A 24,160-nucleotide genomic window follows, 5' to 3' on the forward strand; every position below is an offset into this window, starting at 1 on the left:
CACTCCTTAAGGGGTCGGTCCGCTGAACGACGTGATGCTCTCGACGACCAGGTCCAGTTCGGTGTCGCTCATCTCCGCGAACAGGGGGAGCCGGATGATCCGGTCGGCGACGTCCTCGGTGACCGGACAGCCTCCGGGAGCGACTCGCCCGTAACGGAGTCCACCTGGCGCGGTGTGCAGGGGCTGGTAGTGGAAGGCCGCGCGCACGCCTCGTTCCGCCAGGTGCCGGAGGAGGGACTGGCGGCTCGGCAGATCGGGCAGGAGCAGGTAGTACAGGTGCGCGGGGTGCGCGCAGCCGTCGGGGACGGTGGGCCGCCCGACGCCTCTGTCTCCGGCCCAGTCCGCGAGCCGCTCGTCGTAGGCGTTCCAGATGCGATGGCGACGACGCTGGATGTCGTCGATCGCCTCCAACTGCGCGACCAGGAAGGCGGCCAGGATGTCCGAGGGCAGATAGCTGGAGCCGTTCTCCACCCACCGGTACTTGTCCGTCATGCCGCGGAAGAACTGACTCCGGTTCGTCCCCTTCTCGCGGATGATCTCGGCGCGTTCGATGAGGGTCGCGTCGTTGACGACCAGCGCTCCGCCCTCGCCGCACTGGACGTTCTTCGTCGCGTGGAAGCTCTGTGCGGCCAGGGTGCCGAACGACCCGAGGGGGCGGCCCTTGTAACGGCCGCCGAGCCCGTGCGCGTTGTCCTCGACCACCGCGAGGCCGTATCGGCCGGCGATCGCCATGACGGCGTCCATCTCGCATGCCACGCCCGCGTAGTGCACGACGACGATCGCGCGGGTCCGGGGAGTGACCGCCGCCTCGATCCGGCGCTCGTCCAGGTTCAGGGTGTCCGGCCGACAGTCGACGAAGACCGGGACCGCGCCGCGCAGGGCGATCGCCGTGGCCGTCGACACGAAGGTGAACGACGGCACGATGACCTCGTCACCGGGAACGAGGTCGAGCAGCAACGCGCTCATCTCCAGGGCGTGGGTGCAGGAGGTCGTCAGCAACGCGGCGGACGCACCGACGATCTCGGCGACCAGGGCGTTGGCCCGTCTCGTGAACGGGCCGTCACCTTCCAGGAGCCCGTTCATGATGGCCGTCGTCATGTACTGCTGTTCCACGCCCGTGATGTAGGCGCGGTTGAAAGGGACGATCGGCGCTTCGGTCAGCGGCATGAGGATCCTCTCTTCATCGGCCGATCAGGTTGCCTCGCCCGCCGTCCGCCGTCCGCGGCCCCGCGCGACGCAGGAGGACCGCGAGGAGGATGCCGCCGGCGATGACCGGGAAGGCGCGACCGAGCCCCCAGTAGAAGATGCGCCCCATCTCGAGCAGCCCCACGTAGAGGACCGAGTACAGCACGAGACCGTGCAGTTCGCCCGCCCGCAGAGCGCGGTAACAGGTGCCCAGCATCAGCCCGATGGCGGCCCACCACGCCAGCGCGCCGACCGGGCCGTAGTCCGCGACCGCCGGAAGGACGGCCCCCTGGTTGTTGAACTCCGGATTCCCGTATTGCGCCAGCACCAGCATCCAGTGGTGCGGGCCCGCGTCGAGGCCGCCATGGGCGTCGAACAGCGACTTGAGTATCGGGAAGTTCCAGATCACCGGGACGGTGAAGCACGGCAGTTTCGCGTACGGCGCCAGGTGCGTGAGGAGCACCGCCGAGTTATTGGAGGCCGTCGCGTAGTACCCACCGAGCCGGAGCATGACGAACTCGCCGAGTCCGATGTGTTCGTGCTGGTAGCGGTCGCTCCAGCTGCGCGTGTACTCGAAGAGCCCGAAGACGGCCACCAGGAGCAGCGGGGCGACCATCGGCAGCAGGGCCCACCGCACCCGGTGCCGTGGCCGGGCGGTGTGACCCGATCGCAGGGCCGCGGCCACCACGATGACGGGGACGACCGTCTCGAAGAGGGCGAGGCGTTCCGCGTTGATTAAAACCCTGGCCAGGACGAGGGCCGCGAGGACGGTCAGGGGCCAACGGTGGTGGTGGCCGCTGACGCGGCGGTCGAGGAGCAGGCACACGATGGCGAGGGGGCCGAACTGCGTCAGCGTCGTCACCCCGGGAGCCGTCGAGAAGTACTCCTCCTTCGACGCGATCAGGGTGTCTCGGTCGAGAAGAAGCGCGCTGCCCAGCTGGTCGCCGCCGTAGCCGCGCGATATGGCGAGGAGGGCCCAGGCGGCGTATCCGATCAGCGTCAGTACGACGAAGACGCGACCGGCCTGCCCGAGGATCCGCTGCTGCGCCGCCGTGGGAGTCACCAGCGAATTCCGGACGATGGAGCGCCTGCGGGCCAGCGACGGCGCGATGGCGCCGACCACGAAGGCACCGATCAGGAGCAGCGTGGTCAGGCAGGCCGCCGAGTCGAAGTACTTCGGCGTGCGCCACCAGAGACGGTAGTCCTTGTCGGGGATGTACCAGGTGACGGCGAGACACGGGAGAGCCACGAGAACGCCCGTCCAGGCGGGATGCAGCCACCAAGTGCCGTGGCGGATCCACAGGGACTTCCCGGTGGGCACGTCCCGGCCGGGCGCGGCCGGGCGGCTCACCGTGCCGAGGGTTCTCATCACCGGACGCTCGCGCTCGGCACCGGGTCCTCCTCGTCGCGGCGCCGGGGAGACGACGGCGCCTCGGAGCCGCCGCTCGCCGAGGTTCTTCCCGTGTAGACGTAGTAGCGATCGTTGGCGGTGGACTTCGTCATGTTGACGACCACGCCCAGGGTCTCGGCGTTGACGGCGGAGAGGCTCTCGGCGGCGGAGCGGAGTTCGTCGTGCTTGGTCCTCCCGGCCCGCGCCACGAGGATGACCCCGTCGCAGCCCGAGGCGATCACCGCGGCGTCGGCGACGGGAAGGAGCGGGGGCGAGTCGACGATCACGTAGTCCGCGTCCTCCCGGAGCTCCGCCAGGATCTGCTGCATCTTCCGGGTGCCGAGCAGCTCGCTCGGGTTGGGCGGAACGAGCCCGCTGGCGATCACGTTGATCGTGGATCGTCTCTTGGCCTGCTGCATCACGTCGGAGACCCTGGCCTGGCCGGCCAGCACGCTCGTGAGGCCGGATCCTTCGACCAGGCCCAAGGCGGAGGCGACGGACGGGCGGCGGAGGTCCGCGTCGACGAGGACGACACGCGCGCCGTCATCGGCGAGGGAGAAGGCCACGTTCATCGCGGTGCTCGACTTGCCGTCGCCGCGGTGCGGGCTGGACACGACGATCGTCCGCGGCGGGTCGTCGACACCGATGAACCGCAGGTTGGTGCGGAGCTTGCGGTAGGCCTCCGCCCGCCGGCCGAACCGGTCGGTGTCGTCGACGAGGACGTGCTTGCGGGCGGCCGCCTCGTGCGGAACCTCGCCGAGCACCGGGAGACCGCTGACCCGGGTCACGTCCGCGGCCCGGCCGATCCGGGTGTCGAGGGCGTCCTTGAGCGCCCCGGCCCCGATGCCGGCGATGGTCCCCAGGACGATACCGATGGCGACGTTCAGCAGCGGTCGCGGACTGCTGGGCTTGAGCGGGACCGTGCCCGGACGGACGACGTGGATCTGGATGGGCAACGGCCGGCCCGGCTGAGGCGGCTCCAGGTCCGACACCGCTTTGGACAGATGGCTCGTCACGCTGTTCACGATCCGCGCGGCCATCACCGGGTCGGAGTAGCGCACGCTGATGTTCAACAGGGTCGTGTCGAGGGGCACCTCGACGGTCAGCCGTTTGGCGAGCGTGTCCGGCCGTACGCGCAGGCCCAGCTCGCCGATGACGGGCTGGGTGACCTTCGGGGTGGTGACGATGTCGGCATAGGACCGCACCTTCTGCTGGCTGAACAGGGTCCCCTGGTACGCCTGGTCGAGCCGGTCCGTCGTCTGGGAGAGCGAGAAGAAGACCGATGCCTTTGACTCGTAGGATCGGGGTTGCAGCATGGTGATGAGCTGAGCGACGGCGGCCCCCAGCAGAGGCGCGATCGCCAGCAACACCAGGTGCCGGCGAAGCCCACGTACGAATTCACTGATCGTCACGCGATCTCCTACTCGTTGTCTCCGTTGCAGATCAGGCCGCTGTTTCGAGGAGGCGCCGACGTGGCCCGGCGGGAACCTCCGCGGCCGATCAAGTCGCCGATCCCGAGACGAGGCCGGAGAAGATCTCCAGATGCCGCCGGGCGCATTCCGTCCAGGCGTACCGGCGCGCGTTGGCCTCTCCCCGCGCACGCAGCCGCGCGGTGAGTCCGTCGTCCGTGAGGACCTCGCGCAACGCCGCGGCGATCGAGGCCGGGCCGAGATCGGTGACGACGTGCGCCGCGCCACCGGTCACCTCGGGCAGTGCGCCCCGGTCGGACGTCACGACGGGTGTACCGCAGGCCATCGCCTCGACGACCGGAAGTCCGAATCCCTCGTGGCTCGATGGCAGCGCGAAGACGCTCGCGGCTCGCATCAAGGGCGCGACGAGCTCCGCCGGGACCTGTCCGAGGTACCGCACGTGCGGGGTGACCGCCAGCAGCCGTTCGATGGGCTCCGACCCTCGGAAGGGGCCGCCGGCGACGACGAGTCGCACTCCCAGCCGGCTGATCTCCGGCCGGCCGACGGCCTCGACCAGGGCCGGGATGTTCTTGCGGGGATCGAGATTGCCGAGGTGGAGGACGAAGCGCTCCGGCAGCCGGAGGGGGGCCAGCAGCGGGGCGTCCGCGCGGCGGTCCGGGTGGAAGCGCCCGGTGTCGATGCCGTGTGGGACGACGTGCAGGCGCTCCTCCGGAACGCCGAACTCGCGTCCGATCTCGCGCGCGGAGTTCGCCGAGACGGTGATGACGGCGGCCGCGACCTCGGTGAGCCGGGCCACGCGCAGCCGCCACGTCCGCTCCCACACGGCGCGCCGGAGACCCGGGACACGGACCGACGGAACGCCGTGGACGGTGGCCACGACGGGCACCCTCGCCCGGACCAGTGCGCCGGTGTCCCCGGGATAGTGCAGGAGGTCGGCGTGCCGGTCGTCCACCGTACGCGGCCAGACGACGCCCTCCGCGGCGGCGTAGGCCAGCGCGCGGGCGACGCCTGAACGGCCGTCGCCCGGCGGCAGCAGCACGTCGGCCGTCACTCCCACGTCGGCCAGGTGGTGATAGAGCCGTTCGGTGTAGGTCGTGTTGCCGCCGACGTTGCGACTCAGGACCTTGCCGGTCAACGCGACGCGGAGGGGCCGTGCGCCTCTCATGCCTTCGGCACCTCCGCCGGCCTCCGGCGCAGCGCGGTGACGAAGGCCGTGATCTTTTCGATGAAGACCGCTTCGTCGAAGCGCGCGGCGTGGTGCCGGAGGGCCTCCGGCTCGAACCGCATCCCGTCGAAGCGGCGCAGCGCGTCTTTGAGGGAGTCGACGGTCTGCCGGTCGAAGAACGTCCCCGTGTGCCCCTCGACCACGGTCTCCTGCAGACCGCCGCCGTTGAAGGCGATCACCGGCCGCCCGCTCGCCATGCTCTCGAGCGGTATCAGCCCGAAGTCCTCTTCGGCGCAGTGGATGAGAGCCCTGGCCCGGCGGTAGTAACCGGCCAGCTCCTCGTCGCTGACCCGGCCGGTGAAGCGGGTCCTCGGACCGGCCAGCGCCCGCAGCCGGGGCAACTCGCTTCCCGTTCCCGCGACGACGAGCGGCAGATCCAGGTCCCGGCAGGCCCGTACGGCGAGGTCCACGTGCTTGTAGGGGACCAACCGCCCGGCTATGAGGAAGAAATCGTCCGGCCCGTCCTCTTTGATGGAGAACTGATGCGTCTGGATGGGCGGATGGATCACGACGGCGTCCCGCCGGTAGTACTTCTCCACCCGCTGCGCGACGAACGCCGAATTGGCGATGAAGGCATCCACTCGGGCCGTTGCCGCCAGGTCCCACATCCTCATGTGCCGGATGAAGGCGGGCATGGCCAATCGGATGACTGGGTTCAAGGGGCCGAAACCTGGATTCTTTGCATAGCGGTAGTGGTCGCTCCAATAGTAGCGAGTGGGCGTGTGCAGATAGCAGATGTGCGGTGTCTCGGGGCGTGTCACGATCCCTTTCGCCTCGGCGGAACAACTCGAGATGACGACGTCGTACGAGCTGAAATCAAATGATTCGAAGGCGAATGTCCGGAGAACCGGATAAAGCTGGTGACGGGTGGCGGCGAAGGGCCACCTCTGCAGAAAAGATGTCCGTACCTGGGCGCGCGTGAACTGCGGCAGCGCATGAGGTGCGAAGACCGACGTGTAGATCGGCGCGTCCGGGAACGCCTTGTGCAGGCTCCACAGGACGCGCTCGGCTCCGCCCTGGTTCGTGAGCCAGTCGTGGACGAGCGCGACCTTGAGGCCGCCTCCCTCGCTCCCTGTGCGGGGAACGGGGATCGCCCCGATGTCCGGCCGCTCGTCCGATGGCGCTTCGACTTCCACTCGTGTCATCGGTTCACCCCGCTCCGCGGCCGCCCAGCACCGCGCTGACGGTGCGAGCCAGGATCCGTGCGTCGAGCAGGAGCGACCAGTTGTTCACGTAGTGCAGATCGAGGTGGATCGCCTCCTTCCAGGACAGCCGCGACCTGCCGCTGACCTGCCAGAGGCCGGTGATGCCCGGCCGTACGCTGAGCCTGCCGTAGTCGTCCGGGGTGTAGAGCAGCACTTCGGCGTCGATCTGCGGACGCGGGCCGACCAGCGACATCTCGCCGAGCGCCACGTTCCACAACTGGGGCAGTTCGTCGAGGGACCAGCGACGCAACCACTTGCCGAGTCGTGTGATGCGCGGATCGTCGGGGATCTTGAACAGCGGCTCATCGCCCCGGTTGTGAATGTGCAGCAGATCCGCGAGTTGTTCTGCGGCATTCGCTTTCATGGAGCGGAACTTCCACATTCGGAATGGCTTGCCGTCAGTGCCGATTCGCTCGTGTCCGAAGAATATGGGACCTGGACTGCTCAATAGGACGGCAATGGCGATGGCCAGCAGTAGCGGGGCGAGGGCAAGGAGCAGCAGAACCGCCAGCGCTCGATCGGCGGCATGCTTGACGCGACGTGCTCCATGCCCGCCCATCAGGCGTTTTCCAGGTGGATGGCGAGTCGGAGGCGAAGGCGCGTCGAAATCCACAACGTGATGGTTGAGCTGGTCTGTCGACGCGAGCTCACCCGACTGCGCGCCCGGTGCGAAAATGGACATTATTGTTCCCCGGCGTCGAGTTGAAGAGATCCCCACTCCCTGGCCCCAGGTATATCACCGCCTTGTGAATGGTCGCCCCATCTCCAAGATCAACAGTTGGTCAGTCGTACGGAAATTGTTCATCGAGGCGGCTTCGGCGACTTGCCGCCGTGTGGCTCGGTCGGTGAAATGCTGGAAACCCGGCATCTCGCGGCGGACGGGTCTCGGTCGGCGGGGGAGTGTTAATGTGCGTGCAGCACGCGTCGTGATTCAAAATCAGCCTTTTTAAAGGGTGGGGGTGTATATGTGCGGCATAGCGGGCGTGGTGACGACGGGTCGCCCCGATCCATCCCTCGTCCGCCGTATGTGCGACGCGCTCGCCCACCGGGGGCCGGACGGGGCGGGCTTCCACGAGGACGCGCACGCCGCGCTCGGCATGCGTCGGCTCGCCATCGTCGACGTGCCGGGTGGCGGTCAGCCGGTCTACAACGAGGACCGGACCGTGGTGGCGATCTTCAACGGGGAGATCTACAACTTCCCCGCGCTACGGCGCGAACTCCGCGACCGAGGCCACCGTCTCGCCACGAACGGCGACACGGAGTGCCTGGTCCACCTGTACGAGGACTTCGGGGACGATCTGGTCCACCGGCTCCGGGGCATGTTCGCGTTCGCGATCTGGGACGGCAGGCGGCGCCGGCTCCTCCTCGCCCGGGACCGGGTGGGCAAGAAGCCGCTGTACTGGCGTTCCGACGGCGGGACCCTGTGGTTCGCCTCCGAGCTCAAGGCGCTCACGCGGGACCCCACGGCCCGTCGCGAGGTCGACCTGGTGGCGCTGCACCACTACCTGACCTATCAGTACGTGCCGGCCCCCTGGTCGATCCTCCGGGGCGTGCGCAAACTGGCGCCCGGCCACCTGCTCTCCTGGCAGGACGGCGTCGCCGTGACACGACGCTACTGGCGCATCGACTGCACCCCGCGCGAGGTCACGTCCGAGGAGGAGGCCGCCGAGGAGCTCCGCGGCCGGCTGCTCGACGCGACGCGCGTCCGCATGGTCGGTGAGCGGCCGCTCGGCGCCCTGCTGTCCGGCGGGATCGACTCCTCCGCGGTCGTCGCCGCGATGGCCCGGTACTCCACCGGCCCCGTCAAGACGTTCAGCATCGGCTTCGACGAGGAGAGCCTGGACGAACGGCGCTACGCGCGGATGCTGGCCCGGCACTACGCGACCGACCATCACGAGATGGTCGTCACCTCTTCGGCCCTCGAGATGCTGCCCGCGCTGTCCCGGCACTACGACGAGCCGTTCGCGGACTCATCGTCGATCCCCACCTTCTTCGTCGCGCGGATGAGCGGTGCGCAGGTGACGGTCGTCCTCAACGGGGACGGCGGCGACGAGCTGTTCGGCGGCTACCTGCGCTATCTGCTCATGGCGCGCGCCGGCCGGATCCCCGCCTTCCCGTTCCTGCGGGGGCCGCTCGACCGGGTCGGGTCGGCGCTCGCCGCGCGCGGCGCCCCGCGCTCGGGGCTGCAGCGAGCGGGCCGGGCGCTCGGACTTCTGGGGCACCCGGCACCGCGCCGCCACGCGCGGCTGATGTCGTACTTCACCTCCGCGGAGAAGACGGCGCTGTACTCCGACCCGCTGCGCGCCCGCCTGGCGAAGGTCGACAGCCATGACCTGCTCGACGACGCGTTCGCCGCCTCCCGCGCCGACTCCGTCCTGGGCCGCGTCATGGACGTCGACATCAACACGTACCTCCCCGGCGATCTCCTGGTGAAGATGGACACCGCCACGATGGCCAACTCGCTGGAGGCGCGTTCCCCCTTCCTGGACCATCACCTCATGGAGTGGGCCGCCGGGCTCCCGCCGGGGCTGAAGGTCCGCGCGGGAACGACGAAGTACCTGCTGAAGAAGGCGGTCGCGCCGTGGTTGCCGCCCGAGCTCCTGACCCGGCCGAAGATGGGCTTCGGCGTCCCGCTCGCGCGGTGGCTCCGCACCGAACTGGCCGACCTCTCGTGGGACGTCCTGACGGACCACACGGCGAGATCCCGAGGGCTGTTCCGGCCCGAGGCGGTGCGGGAGCTGCTGCGACGGCACGCGAACGGCCACGACCACGGCAGCCGGATCTGGGCGCTGCTGCAGTTCGAACTGTGGTGCCGGGCCTTCCTCGACCCACCGGTGCCGGGGATCGACCACGGCCCCACCGCCCGCCCGTGAACCATCGCGGCGACCGCCATCGGGTCGAGCATCACCGCGGCGACCGCCATCCGGGCCGCCGGCCGGCGCGGTGAACGCGGCGGCCGGGCAGGCCGCCCGTACCCTGGGCGCCTACGCCGCCAGGTTCGTTCTGGGCGCGCTGATGAGCGTGGTCGTGAACCGGTCGCTCGGACCCGAGGGGCGAGGCGCCTACGCGGTGCTGATAGCCGTCGGGACGGTCGCGCTGCACCTCGGGCACCTGTCGGTGGAGGAGTCGCACGTCGCGCTCTGGTCCCGGGTCCGCGACACCGCCGTCGTCACCGCCAACAGCGTGCTGTTCGGCGCGGCGCTCGGAGGTGTCTGCGCGATCGCCGCCGCCGTGGTCGTGGTGGGGCTGGGACCCGGCGTCGTCCCGGTGCCGGATCCCGGTCTGCTGGCCGTGGCGCTGGTCTGGATCCCCTGCGCGATGACCGAGAAGCTGCTCGCCCGTCTCATGGTCCTGAGGGCGCGCATCGACGTCAACAACCGCGGTGGCCTGCTCAGTGTGGGCGTCCACTGCGCGTCGCTGGTCCTGCTCGCCGCGCTGGGCAAGGTGACACTGTGGTGGGTGGTCGCGCTGTGGACCATGTCCGCCGCGCTGCCCCTGGTGGTCCTCCTGCCCGCCGCCCGTCCGAGGCTGCGGCACTGCGACCTCGGGGTGGCGCGCCGGACGCTTCGCCTGGGGCTGCGCTACCACACCGGTCTCGTCTCGATGTTCCTGCTGCTGCGGGTGGACGTCTTGATCCTGGGCGCGATGACGACGACGGCCGAGGTGGGGCTGTACGCCGTGGCGGTGACGCTGATGGAGTTGGGTCGCGTCCCTTCCGACGTCGTCGCGAACCTCGCCATGCCCCGGCAGCTCGAGGACGACGAGCGGGCGGCGACCGTGTGCACCGTGCGGTCCACGAGGATCGCCGCGCTGGTCGCCGCCGGCTCCGTGGGATTCCTCTGCGCCAGCGCGCCGTTCGTGGTTCCGGCGGTGTACGGGCCGGCGTTCACCGGGGCCGTCGGCCCGCTCCTCGCACTGGCGCCGGGCCTGTGGGCGATCGGCGCGAGCAGACCGGTCGGCGCCTTCCTGCTCCGGCTCGACCGCCCGCTGCGGAACTCGGTGACGGCGGTCGCGGCCCTCACGGCCAACGTCGCCCTGAACCTCGCGCTGATCCCGTCGTACGGCGCCGTCGGCGCCGCGGTCGCCTCCAGCGTCGGTTACAGCGTCTTCGCGGCACTCCAGGTCCAGTGGTTCCTGCGGGTCACCCGGCACCCCTGGCGTGACCTGCTCCCTCGGGGCGCCGACCTCCGCTACCTGTGGGGGACGGTGCGCCGCACCCCGTCCTGGAGTGCCGACTGACGCGGTGCAGGCAGACGCCGCGCACGTCCGTAAGGCGCACGTGCGCAGCGCGTACGTACGCACCGCGCGCGTCCGTACCGCGACCGCGCGCGGCGGCGACGGTACGGCCCCGCGCTCACGTCCGTATCGGGATGGCACGTGGTGGCGGCGGTCCGGGAAATCCCGCCCGTTCCCGTCTCGCGTGGGCGATGGCGTCGCCGAGGATGTCATCGAGGGAACGGCGTGGCAGCCAGCCGGTGAGCACCCGCAGCTTCGTGGTGTCGGGGACCTTCCGCTGCATGTCCTCGAACCCCGACTCGTACGCCTGGTCGTACGGGATGACCTGGATCCCGGACGCGCTGCCGGTGCGCGCGATGATCGTCTCGGCGAGCTCCCGGATGCTGATCTCACGGGAGGAACCGACGTTGTAGGTCTGCCCGACGGCGGCGGGCTCGTCAAGAAGCCGGAGCAGCGCGTCGACGACGTCGCTGACGTGGGTGAAGCAGCGTGTCTGCCGCCCGTCCCCGTACACGGTCAGCGGCTCGCCCCGTACGGCCTGCCGGACCAGCCGCGGAACGACCATGCCGTACGCGGGGCTCTGCCGAGGGCCGACCGTGTTGAAGAGCCGGACCACGATCGTCGCCAGGTCGCGTTCCCGGTGATAGCAGTTGGCGAGGATCTCGTCGACGGCCTTCGCCGTGCTGTACGCCCAGCGCACGATCGACGGAGGCCCGAGGACCCGGTCCGCGGTCTCCCGCAGGGGCCCCGCGGAGTTCTTCCCGTAGATGTCCGACGTGCTGGTCATCAGGACCTTGCGGCGGTAACGGTGCGCCGCCTCGATCACGATCTGCGATCCGCGGATGTTGGTGATCAGCGACCGCAGCGGCTCCTCCACCACCAGCCGTACGCCGACGGCCGCGGCCATGTGGACCACGGCGTCGCACTGGCGCATGAGCTCGTCGACCATCAGGTCGTCGAGCACCGAGCCGTGGACGAAGCGGAAGCCCGCGTTCTTCGCCGCCTCGCTCAGATTGGCGGGGCTGCCCGTCGAGAGGTTGTCGAGGGCGATGACGGAGTCGCCGCGGGCCAGCAGCGCCTCGACGAGGTGCGACCCGATGAACCCCGCCCCGCCCGTCACCAGGTATGTCATCCTGCCGCCTTCCGGCATGCCGCGCCTCCCGGGCTCCGTGATCGTCGCTGCGGATCGGATCAGCCGACCCGCGAACGGCATGGGGTGGCGGGAACCGACTTCCCGCCACCCCATGCCGGCCGATCGTCGTGTGCTGTCACCGCTGCGGAAGACGGTCGAGCACTCGCGTCAGGAGCAGCCCGGCACGCTGCCGACCGGCCTGCAGTTGTTGGGAGTGTTCGCGGTCACCACGCTGTCCGTGAGCGTGACCGGACCGGAACCGGGGTCGCGGAAGATCCCGCCACCGTCGCTCGCGCGGTTGGCCTGGACGAGGGTGAGGACCAGCGTGGCCCGCCCGCCGACGCCGTTCAGTAGCCCGCCCCCGTGGATCTTGGCGGTGTTCTTGTCGAGCGTCGTCCGGAAGAAGGTCGCGGTCCCGCCCAACTCGCTGTAGACGCCGCCGCCGCTGCTGTTGGCGCTGTTGGAGCTGATCTGGCTGAAGTTCACTTCGAGCCGACCGTCGCTGTAGATTCCGCCGCCGCCGCCGCCGGACCCATTCGGGTGAATGGTCGTATTGTTGGTGACCAGGGTGTAAGAGAGCAGCGCCGTGCCGCTGTCGTTGCTCAGCCCGGCGCCGTTGTCCGCCGTGTTGTTCCGCAGGGTGACCCGGAACAGATTGAGGGTGCCGCGTGCGCTGAGGATGCCTCCGCCGGTATTGGCTCCGGAGTCCCCGCCCTCGATGAAGATTCCCTCGATCCTGAGCCGGGCGCCGGTGAAGACCTCGAACAGGCGGAATGCCGGGCCTCCGGTACGCCGGATGTGCGTGGACGGCCCGCCCACGATGGTGATGTCGCCTCTGATGATGGGCAGCGCGTCCCCGCCGCGTGTGCCCGAAGTGTCCGTCGGGGCGGTGAAGTCGTAGTTGCAGTTCGCGGCCAGCCGAATCGTGCCATGACCGGCCGCGTTGGCGTTCTGGATCGCCGTGACCAGTCCGGACGCCCCGCCCGTAGGTCCGCTGCACGGCACCGTCACGACGGGCTGTGCGTAGGCCGAGGGCGGCGATGCCGCCGCTACTCCCGCCCCCATCAGCGCGGCAGCCGCTACGCTGCCCGCCGTTCTAGCGAATGAACCCATGAGGCTCCCCCCGAACAGAGTGGACATTTCCCTTTGTCGGTGATGAATTGTCCTCGCGGCACCGCCGACATCGGATAGAGAAACATCGCGCAGGCCACCGCACCGCATCCGTGCGTCGGAGATTTCCGGTTCTTTGCCGCCGTTGACCACTTCTTGAGTGACCTGTCATTCGGCTTCCCGGAGTATGAGCTGCGGAATATGCGTGCGGTAGCCGGGGGAGACTCGGGTGGTGTTCCGCCGGGGACCCCGGAGGATCCCCGGCGGAAAGGGTCAGCCCTGCGGAAGGGCGGGCTTGCCGGGGGACCAGAGCCAGGTCTTGAAGAACCCGCTCAGGTCCTGCCCGGAGATCTTCTGGGCGAGGGCGGTGAACTGGTCGGTGGTGGCGTTGGCGTGCCGGTGCTGGGCCGCCCAGGTGCGCAGCAGGGTGAAGAAGGCGTCGTCACCGATCTTCTCCCGGAGGAACTCCAGCACCATGCCGCCGCCGCTGTAGACCCGGTCGTGGAACATGGTGTCCCGCTTCGGGTCGGCGATCACGACGTTCCACCAGCTGTCGGTCGCCGCGTGGCCGTTGTAGGTGGCCAGGGCCTGGTCGTGCACCGTCCGGCCGCCGTGCTTCTCGGCCCAGTACCACTGCGAGAACGTCGCGAAGCTCTCGTTCAGCCAGATGTTGTTCCAGGTCTTCACCGAGACGCTGTCGCCGAACCACTGGTGCGCCAGCTCGTGCGCGATCGTGTTCGTGCTGCGCACGTCGGAGTACAGCGGCCGGGTCTGGGTCTCCAGCGAGAAGCCGATCGCCTGCCCGTTGTACGTCGCCAGGTCGGCGATCGCGCCGGTCGAGTCGAACGGGAACTTCCCGTACAGCTTGTCCCACAGGTCCGTGGCCTCGGCGGTGGTGTCCCAGAAGAACGCCGTCGGGTCCGGGTGGTTCGGGTCGCGGCCCACGAGCTTCGGGTCGACGGCGATCGTCTCGGGGATGCCCGAGGGCGTCTTGCCGCTCTTGAAGTTCCACTGGCCGATGTCGGCGGTGGCGAGGTAGGTCGCCATCGGGTTCTTCTCGTCCCAGACGAAGGTGCTCTGACCGCCCTTCGTGCGCTGGGACACGAGCCGCCCGTTCGCGATCACGCCGAGGTTCTTGGGCACCGTCACCTTGAAGGTGAAGGCGGCCTTGTCGCCCGGGTGGTCGTTGCTCGGGAACCACGTCGACGCGGCGTTCGGCTCGTCGCCCATGAACGCGCCGTCGTCGGTGTGGACGAAGCCGTACGGGGAGCCGAACACGATCGGCGAGCCCACGATCGTCTGCGGCACGCCGCCGTACGTCACGCTGACGGTGAAGTGCCGGTTCTTCCGCAGGCCGCTCTTGGGCGTGATGATCAGTTCCTGGCCGTCGCGGGTGAACTTCGCCTCGTGCTTGTTCACCGTGACCTTGGAGACCGTCAGCTGCTGCAGGTCCAGGTCGAACCGGGACAGGTCCTGGGTGGCCCGCGCGGTCATTGTGACGACGCCGTCGAGGCGCTTGGTCGAGGGGTCGTACTTCAGGTCGAGCCCGTAGTGCAGGGCGTCGTACCCGCCGTTGCCCTCCAGCGGGAAGTAGGGGTCACCGATGCCGGGGGCGCCGGGGGTGAAGTGAGGCCGTGCCGCGGCCGACGCGGCGGGGGAGATGGCCGCGACGGAGGCGAGCGTCGCGCCGATCGCCACCAGCCGGGATGTTCTGCGCATGTGGGGGGTTTCCTCGGGCAGAAGATCAAGTGGACCTTGCGACTCTGGCCTACGTGCCGGGGGATTGTCCAGACTTCCAGCACCGAAAGTGGCCTTCGGTCCTGATTCGGACAAGTCGCCCAAGCCGGATAAGGGCGCATGGTGGCCCCCGGCGTCGCCGGGGGCCACCATGCCGACCTGGGGGCAGTTCTCAGTGGGCGCTGACGAACTGCTCCTCTTCGGTGGATCCCTTCAGCGCCACCGTGGAGGAGTCCGGCGAGATCGCCGTGCTGACCAGGTCGAAGTAACCGGTGCCGACCTCGCGCTGGTGCTTCGTGGCCGTGTAGCCGTCCCGCTCCGCCCCGAACTCCGCCTCCTGCAGCTCGACGTAGGACGTCATGCCGTCCTGCGCGTAGCCCTTGGCGAGGTGGAACATCGAGTAGTTGAGCGAGTGGAAGCCGGCCAGGGTGATGAACTGGAAGGTGTACCCCATGTGCCCGAGCTCGCGCTGGAACTTGGCGATCGTGGAGTCGTCCAGGTGCTTCTTCCAGTTGAACGACGGCGAGCAGTTGTAGGCCAGCATCTGGTCGGGGTACTCCGCCTTGATCGCCTCGGCGAAGCGCCGCGCCACGTCCAGGTCCGGCGTGCCGGTCTCCATCCACAGCAGGTCGGAGTGCGGCGAGTAGGCCAGGCCGCGGGCGATGCACGCCTCCAGGCCGTTGCGCACCCGGTAGAAGCCCTCGGCGGTGCGCTCACCGGTGACGAACCGCTGGTCACGCTCGTCCACGTCGCTCGTCAGCAGCGTCGCGGCCTGGGCGTCGGTCCGCGCGATGATCAGTGACGGGACGCCGGCGACGTCGGCGGCGAGGCGGGCGGCGTTCAGCGTCTTGATGTGCTGGCCGGTCGGGATGAGCACCTTCCCGCCGAGGTGACCGCACTTCTTCTCCGAGGCGAGCTGGTCCTCCCAGTGCACCCCCGCGGCACCGGCGGCGATCATGGCCTTCATCAGCTCGTAGGCGTTCAGCACCCCGCCGAAGCCCGCCTCGGCGTCGGCGACGATCGGCGCCAGCCAGTGCGGGGCGGACTCGTCGCCCTCGGCCCAGGTGATCTGGTCGGCGCGCAGCAGCGCGTTGTTGATACGGCGCACGACGGCCGGGACGGAGTTGGCCGGGTAGAGGCTCTGGTCGGGGTAAGTGTGCCCGCTGAGGTTCGCGTCCGCCGCCACCTGCCAGCCGGACAGGTAGATCGCCTTGAGGCCCGCCCGCACCTGCTGGACGGCCTGGTTCCCGGTCAGCGCGCCGAGCGCGTTGATGTACTCCTGCTCGTGGAGCAGCTTCCACAGGCGCTCCGCGCCGAGGCGGGCGAGCGTGTGCTCCTCCTGCACCGAGCCGCGCAGGCGGATGACGTCCTCGGCGGTGTAGGTCCGCTCGAGGCCGGCCCACCGCGGGTCGGTCTTCCACTGACGCTGCAGCTCTTCGGCTGCTCCCTCGAGGCGACGGTCGCTCATGGATACTGCCCTCCTCTGTCGTCCCCTGGGTGCTTGTGTCCTACTCTCTGGCCTCGGGAGCGGGTAGTGAACCGGTCAGTAACAAGAAGAACCGCATAATTTTCGCTATTATGAACCTGTGACGGCCTTTCAAAAAGAAGAAGCGCCGAACTTGACGAATGGTCTAGACCTCGTGACGTTCGGCCAGCGGCTTCGCCACCTCCGGCGCGCACGTGGCTACACCCTCTCTGAGCTGGGAGAACGCGTCGGGCGTGCCCCGTCCCAGCTCTCCCTTCTGGAGAACGGCCGCCGCGAACCCAAGCTGTCCCTGCTGCAGGCGCTCGCCTCGGCGCTCGAGGTCCCCATCGAGGAACTGCTCCGCAAGCAGCCGCCCAACCGGCGCGCCCAGCTGGAGATCGCGCTCGAGGAGGCCCAGCGCGACCCCGTCTACCAGGCCCTCGGCCTGCCGCACCTGAAGGTCGGCAAGCGGGTGCCCAACGACGTTCTCGAACACCTGCTCGCGCTGTACGAAGAGGTGAAGCGGGGCCGTACGAAACCGACCGCCAGTCCGGAGGACGCCCGCAAGGCCAACGCCGAGCTGCGCCGCCAGATGCACGAGCGCGGCAACTACTTCGGCGAGATCGAGCAGGTCGCGGCCAAGTCACTGGAGGCCGCCGGCTACCGGGGCGGCGCACTGTCCCAGGGCATGCTGCTGTCGCTCGTCACCCACTTCGGCTTCACCCTGCGGTACGTCCAGGACCTGCCGCGTTCGGTCCGGTCCGTCACCGACCTCCGGAACCGCCGCATCTACCTGGAGCGCGAGCAGCTCGGCATGCACACGCCGCGCACGATCCTGCTGCAGACGCTCGGCCACATCGCGCTCGAGCACGCCGTGCCCAGGGACTTCGCCGACTTCCTCCGGCAGCGGGTGGAGGCCAACTACTACGCCGCCGCCACCCTCCTGCCCGAGCGGACGGTCGTGCCGTACCTGCAAGAGGCCAAGGCCGACCGGGAGCTATCGATCGAGGACCTGTGCGACGTGTTCTCCGTCTCGTACGAGATGGCCGCGCACCGGTTCACCAACCTGGCGACCCACCACCTCGACCTGCCGGTGCACTTCACGAAGAACGACGAGAGCGGCACGATCTACAAGGCGTACGCCAACGACGGCCTGATCTTCCCCGCCGACGAGCACGGCGCGATCGAGGGCCAGCGGATGTGCCGCCAGTGGGCCGGGCGGCGGGTGTTCGGCGCCGACGACCGGTTCTCCGTCTACTACCAGTACACCGACACTCCGACCGGCACGTACTGGTGCCTGTCGCACATCGACCCGAGCCACGAGCGGGACTTCGCCATCACGCTCGGCGTGCCGTTCGAGCATTCTCGCTGGTTCCGCGGCCGGGACACCAACCGCCGGGTCAAATCGGCCTGCCCGGACGGCGACTGCTGCCAGCGGCCTCCGGCCGAGCTGGCCCGCCGCTGGCAGGGGCACGCCTGGCCGTCGGCGCGCGCCCACTCGCACGTCCTCGCCGTACTGCCGCCGGGCGCGTTCCCCGGAGTGGACGAGGCGGACGTCTACGCGTTCCTGGAGCAGCACGCCGAGACCTGAGCCTGAGCCGCCAGGTTTCCCCTCGCTGTGATGCCGACGAAACGAGGGTGAAACGCTGGCAGGTGTCAATGGGCCCGGAGTGCTGACGCAGGAGAGGGGACGATCAGGTGCTGCCCCAGGTACAGGCGTGGCTGCGCAACCGCATGAGCTCCGCGGCGGACTGGCCGGTGGACCGGCTCCTGGCCGCCAAGGGCGAGACCGCGGTGAGCGTCGTGCTGCCCGCCCGGAACGAACGCGCGACGGTCGGCGAGATCGTCACGACGATACGACGGGACCTCGTCGAGCGCGCCCCGCTCGTCGACGAGATCCTCGTCATCGACTCCCGGTCCATCGATGACACCGCCGAGGTCGCGGCGGCCGCGGGCGCCCGCGTCGTCGCCCAGGACGCCGTGCTGCCCGACCTGCCGCCGCTGTCCGGCAAGGGCGAGGCGCTGTGGAAGTCACTGCACGCGGCCCGCGGCGACGTCCTGGTGTTCGTCGACGCCGACCTGCGGAACTTCTCGTCCTCTTTCGTCACCGGGCTGCTCGGCCCGCTGCTCACGGACCCGTCCGTGGCGTACGTCAAGGCCTGCTACGACCGCCCGCTGAACACCGGCGGCGTGTCCGTCCCCAGCGGTGGCGGCCGGGTGACCGAGCTGGTCGCCCGCCCACTGATCAACATGCACTGGCCGCTGCTCGCCGGGTTCGTCCAGCCGCTGGGCGGCGAGTACGCCGGGCGGCGGACCCTCCTCGAACGGGTCCCGTTCGTCACCGGCTACGGCGTGGAACTCGGCCTGCTCATCGACGTGCTGGAGGCCGCCGGCCTGGACGCGATGGCCCAGGTCGACCTCGGCACCCGCGAGCACAGCCACCAGTCGTCCGAGGCACTCGGCGGCATGGCGGGCCAGATCATGCAGACCGCGTGGTCCCGGCTCGACCGGCAGGGCCGGATCGTGCCGCTCGAACCGCCGTCGACCGTGTTGACGCAGTTCCGCCGGGACGGCGACGGCCACCAGGTACGGATCCGGGACGTCTCGGTCGGCGAGCGCCCGCCGATGGCCGAGGCCCGCGCCTACAGCAACTCGGCCGCCTAGCCAGGGCCCGCCTCCAAGTCCCGCCCGGAAGCGGGGCGGCACTCGCGCGACGACCGGCCGGTCACCCGACGGGAGGAGGGGTGCCCGGCCGATGCGCGTCGATGAGACGGTCCATGAGCGCGTTCAGGCGCGCGTCGACCACGCGCCTGCCGGGATCTGCGTCGTACCAGGCGACGATCTCCCGGGCCCCCTCAGAGAACGGGATCTCCGCCGTGAATCCGGGTACGATCCGACGGATCTTGCTGTTGTCGAACACCATCGAATGTGCCTTGTCGCCGAGCAGTTCCTCGCCCCACCGCGGATCGGCGGCGGCGACGGCGTCCGAGGGCACGTGGACCAGCCGCGGCTCCACACCGACGGCCTCGGCGACGATCAGGTAGATCTGGTCCCAGCTCAGTACCTCGTCGCTGGTGATGTGGAACGTCTCGCCGACGGCCGCCGGGTTCCCCAGGAGCCCGGTGAAGGCTCGGGCGAAGTCGGTGTGGTGGGTGAGGGTCCACAGCGAGGTCCCGTCGCCGTGTACCAGCACCTCCTTGCCCCGGCGCATGCGGTCCACCGCCGTCCAGCCCCCGTCGAAGGGCACGGCGGTCCGGTCGTAGGTGTGCGACGGCCGCACGATGGTGACGGGGAACCGTTCCTCGTGATGAGCCCGGCCGAGCAACTCCTCACAGGCGATCTTGTCGCGGCCGTACGCGGAGTGAGGGTTGCCCAGTGGGGCGGACTCCACCAAGGGCAGGTGGCCGGGCGGCCTCTGGTAGGTGGCCGCCGAGCTGATGAAGACGTACTGGCGGGTCCGTCCGGTGAACAGGTCGATGTCGCGGGCGACGTGCTCGGGCGTGAAGTTCAAGAAGTTGACGACGACGTCGAACTCCTGGTCCTTCAGCGCCGCGCGCGTCTGGTCGGCGTCGCGGACGTCTGCGGTGATGACCGTTGCCTCGTCAGGGATGGGCCGTGTCGAGGATACGTTCCGGTTCAGCAGGTGCAGGTCGGCGCCGAGCTCGACGGCCCGCCGGGAACAGGCCGAGCTGATCACGCCGGTGCCCCCGATGAACAGGGCCTTGAGCCCCTTGAGATCGCTCATGGTCATGCGGGTTTCGTACTCCTCGGGTGGGGCCTGTCGGAATAGGTCGGCGGGGCCGACGAGTTGAGGGAGCCTGTCATTCGCCGGGGAAGACGACGTCCAGGTCGCGGCGGATCTCGTCGAGGGCCCGCATGATCCGCAACGTCTCGGCGAGCGGCATCAATTCAGACTCCAGGCGTCCGGCGGCGACGCACCGTGCCGCTTCGGCGGCCTCGTAGCAGAGCCCGCCCTCGCGCTGTGCTGGGACGAAGGTGTCCAGCAGCCCGTGTTCCCGGCTGATCAGGCGGACCGTCGAGGGCGCGTAGAACGCGCCCTCGATCTCCAGGCGGGCCAGCGTTCCGGAGATCGAGGCCGTCGTCGGGGTGCGGGCGAACAGCGTGGTGTTCAATACGCCGTGCGCCCCTGCCTCGTTGGTGACGACGACCGACGCCTGTCCGTCGACGCCGGTGAAGGCTTTGGTGCCGACGGCGGTGATCGATGCGAAAGGACCGAGCACCATCGACGCGAACGACACCGGGTAGACACCGAGGTCCAAAAGCGCCCCGCCCGCCAGCTCGGGGGCGTACAGGCGGTGCGCCGCGTCCGGCACCATGAACTGGCCGTGGTCGGCGGTGACCGTCTGCACCTCCCCGAGCAGTCCGGAGGCGAGGGCCTGACGGACGACGTCGGTATGGGGCAGGAAACGCGTCCACATCGCTTCCATGAGGAACACGCCCCGTTCCCGGGCGGCCTCGATCAGCTGCTCGGCCTCGTGGGCGTTGCGGGTGAACGCCTTTTCGACGAGCACGTGCCGACCGGCCGCGATCGCCTGCATGGCGAGCGAGAAGTGAGCCGAGTGCGGTGACGCCACGTAGACGATGTCGACGCGCCTGTCGTCGAGCAGCTCGGCGTAACTGCCGTACGACGCCGGTACCCCGAATTCGGCGGCGAACGCCCGGGCCCGCTGCGCGTCGCGCGATCCGACCGCCACCACCCGCTGCTCGGTATGCGTGTGCAGTGCCTGCGCAAAGGACGCCGCGATGCCCCCCGGAGCGATCACGCCCCAGTTCAGGCCCGGAGCGTCGCTGGGAGACGGCGTCCGCGGCGCGGGCAGCACTCCTTCAGGGGATGCGTCACGCTCGCGTCCGTGAGCCGGGAGGGTCGGCGACATGGAACTCCTGTCGAATACGAGGGGGACGATCTGTGGCGCGCCCGGTTGCGCCACCGCCACCGTACGGGACCTGCCGGGTGAGCGGCTCGGCCGCTCACAGTACCGCGTTCGCGCCACGGAGCACCGTGCACCCCAACCGCCGGCCAGGCTGTCGGCTGACGGACGGAGGCCCCCGCGCTCCTCGGCGGAACGCCGGGCGGAAAGGGGTGCGCGTGCTTGAGACGGGGCTCAGCCAGGGGAGGGGGGCGCCAGGATCCCGCCGAAGGTCGGGTCCGGATTCGCGCTCGCCGACGCGCCGGTCTGCTCGGTCTTCGCCGTCGTACGGGCGGAGCCGCTGCCGTACGCGTCCGCCGGCGGTGGCACGACGTCGAAGTGCGTCGTGGCCTGGGTCAGCCCGGACAGGTCCAGCCCGATCTTGCTGAGCGGGGCGCCCAGCGCGTTCAACGGCTTGAGCAGCGTCTCGCACTGCTTGGGCGGAGCGCCGAGGGAGTAGGCCAGCGAGCACAGCCACATCGCGATGTTCTGCGACTGCATGAGGTTCAGCCGCGAGTGCAGTGTGCCGTCCTGGTAGTCGTAGACCGACATGGCGTTGGTGGCCGCCACCGGAGCCTTGTCCAGGAAGGCCTGCAGGGCCTGCTTCTCCTTGACGAGGATGCCGGTCACCTGGGCGAGTCCCTGGACGTTCGCGGCGATCTGCGACTTGTTCTCCTTGACGAACGCCGAGACCTCCTGCAGCGCGATCGTCAGGCTCTTCAACGCCGCCGTGAGCTCGGCTCGTTCCCCGTTGAGCGTGCCGGAGACGGTCGCGAGGTTCTCGGAGAACGCCCGGATCTGCCGGTCGCTCGCTGCCATCGCTTGCGTGATCTTCGCGAGGTTGCGTACGGTCTGGCTGGCGTCACCGCGGTTGTCGGCGAGGATCCGGCTGACCTCGGACAGGTCCTGAAGGGTCTGCTTGAAGTTCTCGCCCTGTCCGTCGAGGGTCTGCGCGCTGGACTTCAGCAGCCGGGACAGCGCGCCCTGGGCGTTGGCGCCCTGCGGCCCGAGGGCCTTGGCCAGATCGTTGACCGACTGGTTCGCGTCATCCAGCTCGACCGGCACCGCGGTGCTGGACAGCGACAGGGTGGCGCCGTTCCGGAGCGCGGCCCCGCCGCGGTACACCGGCGTGAACTGGATGTAGCGGTCGGCGACCAGCGAGGGGACGATGATGACCGCCTGGGCGTTCGCCGGGACCTTGTGCTTGGCGTCGAACGCCAGGCCGACCTCGACCATGTTGCCCTTGGGGGTCACGCGGGTGACCTTGCCGACCTTCACACCGAGGATGCGGACCTCGGTGCCGGGGTAGACGCCGGTCGCGCGTTCGAAGTACGCGGTGACGTGCGTCTGCTCGCCACTGGGCCAGAAGACGGCGACGAGGGCGGCGACCAGGACGACGGTCAGGACGGCCGCGCCGTACGCCAGCACGCGGGTGGGGCGGGAATCCCGACGGCGGGGGGAACCGGGCGAACCCACACGAACTCCCGTTCTTCCGGGCGACCAGGGACACGGGCGCGGATTGCCTAATAAGTTACCTCTTACCTCGCAGGGGGCGCACCGCTCGTTACAGCCTCGTGACTCCCATCGCATCAAGTCAACTTTCTTCCGGCCGTATTGTGACACTCACCACCCTGTTACCGGCGGTAGCACCTCGCCCGCTAGGGTGAAAGTCGACAACGGGTCCAATAGCGCGCCCGCCGCCCGTGGCCGGCCGTGAACGGAGGAAACATGTCGGAGGACGGCGCCCCGGCCTTCTCGCTCGAGCTCAACGAGGACGTTCGGGCGGTGCAGGAGTGGGTCCACGAGTTCGCCAAGGACGTCATTCGCCCCGCCGGCCACGAATGGGACGAGCGGGAGGAGACGCCGTGGCCGATCCTCCAGGAGGCCGCCAAGATCGGGCTGTACTCCCTCGACTTCTTCGCCGGCCAGTGGATGGAGCCGTCCGGGCTCGGCATCCCCGTGGCGTTCGAGGAGCTGTTCTGGGGTGACGCCGGCATCGGTCTGTCGCTCGTCGGCTCCGGCCTGGCGGCCGTCTCCGTGGCCGCGACCGGCACCCACGAGCAGATCGGCGAGTGGGTGCCGCAGATGTTCGGCACCGCCGACGACATCAAGCTCGGCGCCTTCTGCGCCTCCGAGCCCGACGCCGGGTCCGACGTCGGCTCCATCCGCACCCGCGCGGAGTACGACGAGGCCAAGGACGAGTGGGTGGTCAACGGCACCAAGACCTGGGCGACGAACGGCGGCATCGCCAACGTCCACGTGGTCGTGGCCTCCGTCGACCCCGAGCTCGGCACCCGCGGCCAGGCCAGCTTCATCGTGCCGCCCGGCACCCCCGGCCTGTCCCAGGGCCAGAAGTTCAAGAAGCACGGCATCCGCGCCTCCCACACCGCCGAGGTCATCCTCGACGACGTCCGCGTCCCCGGCTCCTGCCTCGTCGGCGGCAAGGAGAAGCTCGACGAGCGGCTCGCCCGCGTCCGGGAGGGCAAGCGCGCCGCGGGCCAGGCCGCCCTGCGCACCTTCGAGGCGTCCCGCCCCACCGTCGGCGCCATGGCCGTCGGCATCGCCCGCGCCGCGTACGAGTACGCCCTCGAGTACGCCCGCGAGCGCGAGCAGTTCGGCAAGAAGATCGGTGACTTCCAGGCCATCGCCTTCAAACTGGCCGACATGAAGACCCAGGTCGACGCCTCCCGCCTCCTGGTCTGGCGCGCCGCCTGGATGGCCCGCAACGGCAAGGAGTTCTCCAGCGCCGAGGGCTCGATGGCCAAGCTGCACGCCGGCGAGACCGCGGTGCGCGTCACCGAGGACGCCATCCAGATCCTGGGCGGCAACGGCTACACCCGCGACTATCCGGTCGAGCGCTGGCACCGCGATAGCAAGATCTTCACCATCTTCGAGGGCACGTCGGAGATCCAGCGCCTCGTCATCGGCCGCACGATCACAGGATTGCCCGTCCGCTAGCATTTCCGCAGGTCAGGGGGGCGTCATGAGCGGTGTAATGACTGCTAGGGGAGCCTGTCCACCTGGCGTAGAGGCGGCTGACCTGCATAATTTGGGAAACGTTGACGGTGCGGCCGCCTTCACGGACCTTCTGGGTCAGGGCGTCCATCCAGACGCCAT

Annotated in this window: 18 protein-coding genes; 5 read left to right on the forward strand and 13 right to left on the reverse strand. The window is 69.5% G+C overall.

Annotation, left to right across the window (positions count from 1 at the left end):
- Window positions 1-6: 6 nt before the first annotated feature.
- The 6 genes from rffA to AB0K82_RS13450 form a co-directional block, all read right to left on the reverse strand.
- Complete coding sequence (gene rffA / locus AB0K82_RS13425; protein WP_364396160.1) at window positions 7-1,167, reverse strand: dTDP-4-amino-4,6-dideoxygalactose transaminase; 1,161 nt, start codon at window positions 1,165-1,167, stop codon at window positions 7-9.
- Between the two features lie 13 nt (window positions 1,168-1,180).
- Complete coding sequence (locus tag AB0K82_RS13430; protein WP_364396162.1) at window positions 1,181-2,554, reverse strand: O-antigen polymerase; 1,374 nt, start codon at window positions 2,552-2,554, stop codon at window positions 1,181-1,183.
- Window positions 2,554-3,987, reverse strand: coding sequence for a polysaccharide biosynthesis tyrosine autokinase (locus tag AB0K82_RS13435; protein WP_364396164.1), 1,434 nt, complete (start codon window positions 3,985-3,987; stop codon window positions 2,554-2,556). The genes AB0K82_RS13430 and AB0K82_RS13435 overlap by 1 nt, the downstream gene beginning before the upstream one ends.
- A gap of 88 nt (window positions 3,988-4,075) precedes the next feature.
- On the reverse strand, window positions 4,076-5,170 hold the full coding sequence (locus tag AB0K82_RS13440; RefSeq protein WP_364396166.1) for a glycosyltransferase family 1 protein: 1,095 nt from the start codon (window positions 5,168-5,170) through the stop codon (window positions 4,076-4,078).
- On the reverse strand, window positions 5,167-6,375 hold the full coding sequence (locus AB0K82_RS13445) for a glycosyltransferase (protein WP_364396167.1): 1,209 nt from the start codon (window positions 6,373-6,375) through the stop codon (window positions 5,167-5,169). The genes AB0K82_RS13440 and AB0K82_RS13445 overlap by 4 nt, the downstream gene beginning before the upstream one ends.
- 4 nt (window positions 6,376-6,379) lie before the next feature.
- Window positions 6,380-7,117 carry a sugar transferase gene (locus AB0K82_RS13450; RefSeq protein ID WP_364396169.1) on the reverse strand — a complete coding sequence of 246 codons (738 nt, stop codon included), beginning with the start codon at window positions 7,115-7,117 and terminating at the stop codon, window positions 6,380-6,382.
- Between the two features lie 283 nt (window positions 7,118-7,400).
- Between AB0K82_RS13450 and asnB the strand changes: the two genes are divergently transcribed.
- Together asnB and AB0K82_RS13460 are read left to right on the forward strand one after the other, a co-directional pair.
- Complete coding sequence (asnB, locus tag AB0K82_RS13455; protein WP_364396171.1) at window positions 7,401-9,308, forward strand: asparagine synthase (glutamine-hydrolyzing); 1,908 nt, start codon at window positions 7,401-7,403, stop codon at window positions 9,306-9,308.
- A gap of 70 nt (window positions 9,309-9,378) precedes the next feature.
- Window positions 9,379-10,674 (forward strand): polysaccharide biosynthesis C-terminal domain-containing protein, encoded by a 1,296-nt coding sequence (locus AB0K82_RS13460; RefSeq protein WP_364396172.1) that lies wholly within the window; start codon window positions 9,379-9,381, stop codon window positions 10,672-10,674.
- 115 nt (window positions 10,675-10,789) lie between these two features.
- On the opposite strand, the gene AB0K82_RS13465 is transcribed toward AB0K82_RS13460, so the two are convergent.
- The 4 genes from AB0K82_RS13465 to aceA form a co-directional block, all read right to left on the reverse strand.
- On the reverse strand, window positions 10,790-11,803 hold the full coding sequence (locus AB0K82_RS13465; protein ID WP_364396174.1) for an NAD-dependent epimerase/dehydratase family protein: 1,014 nt from the start codon (window positions 11,801-11,803) through the stop codon (window positions 10,790-10,792).
- 168 nt (window positions 11,804-11,971) lie between these two features.
- On the reverse strand, window positions 11,972-12,943 hold the full coding sequence (locus tag AB0K82_RS13470; protein ID WP_364396176.1) for a hypothetical protein: 972 nt from the start codon (window positions 12,941-12,943) through the stop codon (window positions 11,972-11,974).
- Between the two features lie 243 nt (window positions 12,944-13,186).
- On the reverse strand, window positions 13,187-14,632 hold the full coding sequence (locus AB0K82_RS13475) for a M1 family metallopeptidase (RefSeq protein WP_364396177.1): 1,446 nt from the start codon (window positions 14,630-14,632) through the stop codon (window positions 13,187-13,189).
- Between the two features lie 190 nt (window positions 14,633-14,822).
- Window positions 14,823-16,118 (reverse strand): isocitrate lyase, encoded by a 1,296-nt coding sequence (aceA, locus tag AB0K82_RS13480; protein ID WP_364396179.1) that lies wholly within the window; start codon window positions 16,116-16,118, stop codon window positions 14,823-14,825.
- A gap of 151 nt (window positions 16,119-16,269) precedes the next feature.
- Here aceA and AB0K82_RS13485 point away from each other — a divergent pair, with 151 nt between their 5' ends.
- Both AB0K82_RS13485 and AB0K82_RS13490 read left to right on the forward strand, forming a co-directional pair.
- Window positions 16,270-17,706, forward strand: coding sequence for a helix-turn-helix domain-containing protein (locus AB0K82_RS13485; protein ID WP_364396181.1), 1,437 nt, complete (start codon window positions 16,270-16,272; stop codon window positions 17,704-17,706).
- A 107-nt stretch (window positions 17,707-17,813) separates the two neighbouring features.
- Window positions 17,814-18,779: a glucosyl-3-phosphoglycerate synthase gene (locus AB0K82_RS13490; protein WP_364396183.1), complete on the forward strand. Its 966-nt coding sequence runs from the start codon at window positions 17,814-17,816 to the stop codon at window positions 18,777-18,779.
- Window positions 18,780-18,840: 61 nt separating this feature from the next.
- Here AB0K82_RS13490 and AB0K82_RS13495 read toward each other — a convergent pair whose 3' ends face one another.
- From AB0K82_RS13495 to AB0K82_RS13505, 3 genes are all read right to left on the reverse strand, one after another.
- Window positions 18,841-19,866: an NAD-dependent epimerase/dehydratase family protein gene (locus AB0K82_RS13495; RefSeq protein ID WP_364396185.1), complete on the reverse strand. Its 1,026-nt coding sequence runs from the start codon at window positions 19,864-19,866 to the stop codon at window positions 18,841-18,843.
- Between the two features lie 70 nt (window positions 19,867-19,936).
- The gene (locus AB0K82_RS13500; RefSeq protein WP_364396187.1) at window positions 19,937-20,956 is read right to left on the reverse strand and encodes a Gfo/Idh/MocA family oxidoreductase; all 1,020 of its coding nucleotides are present in this window, start codon (window positions 20,954-20,956) and stop codon (window positions 19,937-19,939) included.
- A 282-nt stretch (window positions 20,957-21,238) separates the two neighbouring features.
- Window positions 21,239-22,519 (reverse strand): MCE family protein, encoded by a 1,281-nt coding sequence (locus AB0K82_RS13505; RefSeq protein WP_364396189.1) that lies wholly within the window; start codon window positions 22,517-22,519, stop codon window positions 21,239-21,241.
- Between the two features lie 252 nt (window positions 22,520-22,771).
- On the opposite strand from AB0K82_RS13505, the gene AB0K82_RS13510 reads away from it, so the two are divergent.
- Complete coding sequence (locus AB0K82_RS13510) at window positions 22,772-24,001, forward strand: acyl-CoA dehydrogenase family protein (protein WP_364396191.1); 1,230 nt, start codon at window positions 22,772-22,774, stop codon at window positions 23,999-24,001.
- The last annotated feature ends 159 nt before the right edge of the window (window positions 24,002-24,160 follow it).

The sequence above is a fragment of the Actinoallomurus sp. NPDC052274 genome, assembly GCF_040679475.1.
Taxonomy (GTDB): Bacteria; Actinomycetota; Actinomycetes; order Streptosporangiales; family Streptosporangiaceae; genus Actinoallomurus; species Actinoallomurus liliacearum.

Coding starts and splice junctions, on each gene's coding strand:
- AB0K82_RS13440 (WP_364396166.1), bottom strand. CDS start 5,170: ATGAGAGGCGCACGGCCCCTCCGCGTCGCGTTGACCGGCAAGGTCCTG.
- AB0K82_RS13430 (WP_364396162.1), bottom strand. CDS start 2,554: ATGAGAACCCTCGGCACGGTGAGCCGCCCGGCCGCGCCCGGCCGGGAC.
- AB0K82_RS13445 (WP_364396167.1), bottom strand. CDS start 6,375: ATGACACGAGTGGAAGTCGAAGCGCCATCGGACGAGCGGCCGGACATC.
- AB0K82_RS13495 (WP_364396185.1), bottom strand. CDS start 19,866: ATGACCATGAGCGATCTCAAGGGGCTCAAGGCCCTGTTCATCGGGGGC.
- aceA (WP_364396179.1), bottom strand. CDS start 16,118: ATGAGCGACCGTCGCCTCGAGGGAGCAGCCGAAGAGCTGCAGCGTCAG.
- AB0K82_RS13470 (WP_364396176.1), bottom strand. CDS start 12,943: ATGTCCACTCTGTTCGGGGGGAGCCTCATGGGTTCATTCGCTAGAACG.
- asnB (WP_364396171.1), top strand. CDS start 7,401: ATGTGCGGCATAGCGGGCGTGGTGACGACGGGTCGCCCCGATCCATCC.
- AB0K82_RS13475 (WP_364396177.1), bottom strand. CDS start 14,632: ATGCGCAGAACATCCCGGCTGGTGGCGATCGGCGCGACGCTCGCCTCC.
- AB0K82_RS13465 (WP_364396174.1), bottom strand. CDS start 11,803: ATGACATACCTGGTGACGGGCGGGGCGGGGTTCATCGGGTCGCACCTC.
- AB0K82_RS13510 (WP_364396191.1), top strand. CDS start 22,772: ATGTCGGAGGACGGCGCCCCGGCCTTCTCGCTCGAGCTCAACGAGGAC.
- AB0K82_RS13450 (WP_364396169.1), bottom strand. CDS start 7,117: ATGTCCATTTTCGCACCGGGCGCGCAGTCGGGTGAGCTCGCGTCGACA.
- rffA (WP_364396160.1), bottom strand. CDS start 1,167: ATGCCGCTGACCGAAGCGCCGATCGTCCCTTTCAACCGCGCCTACATC.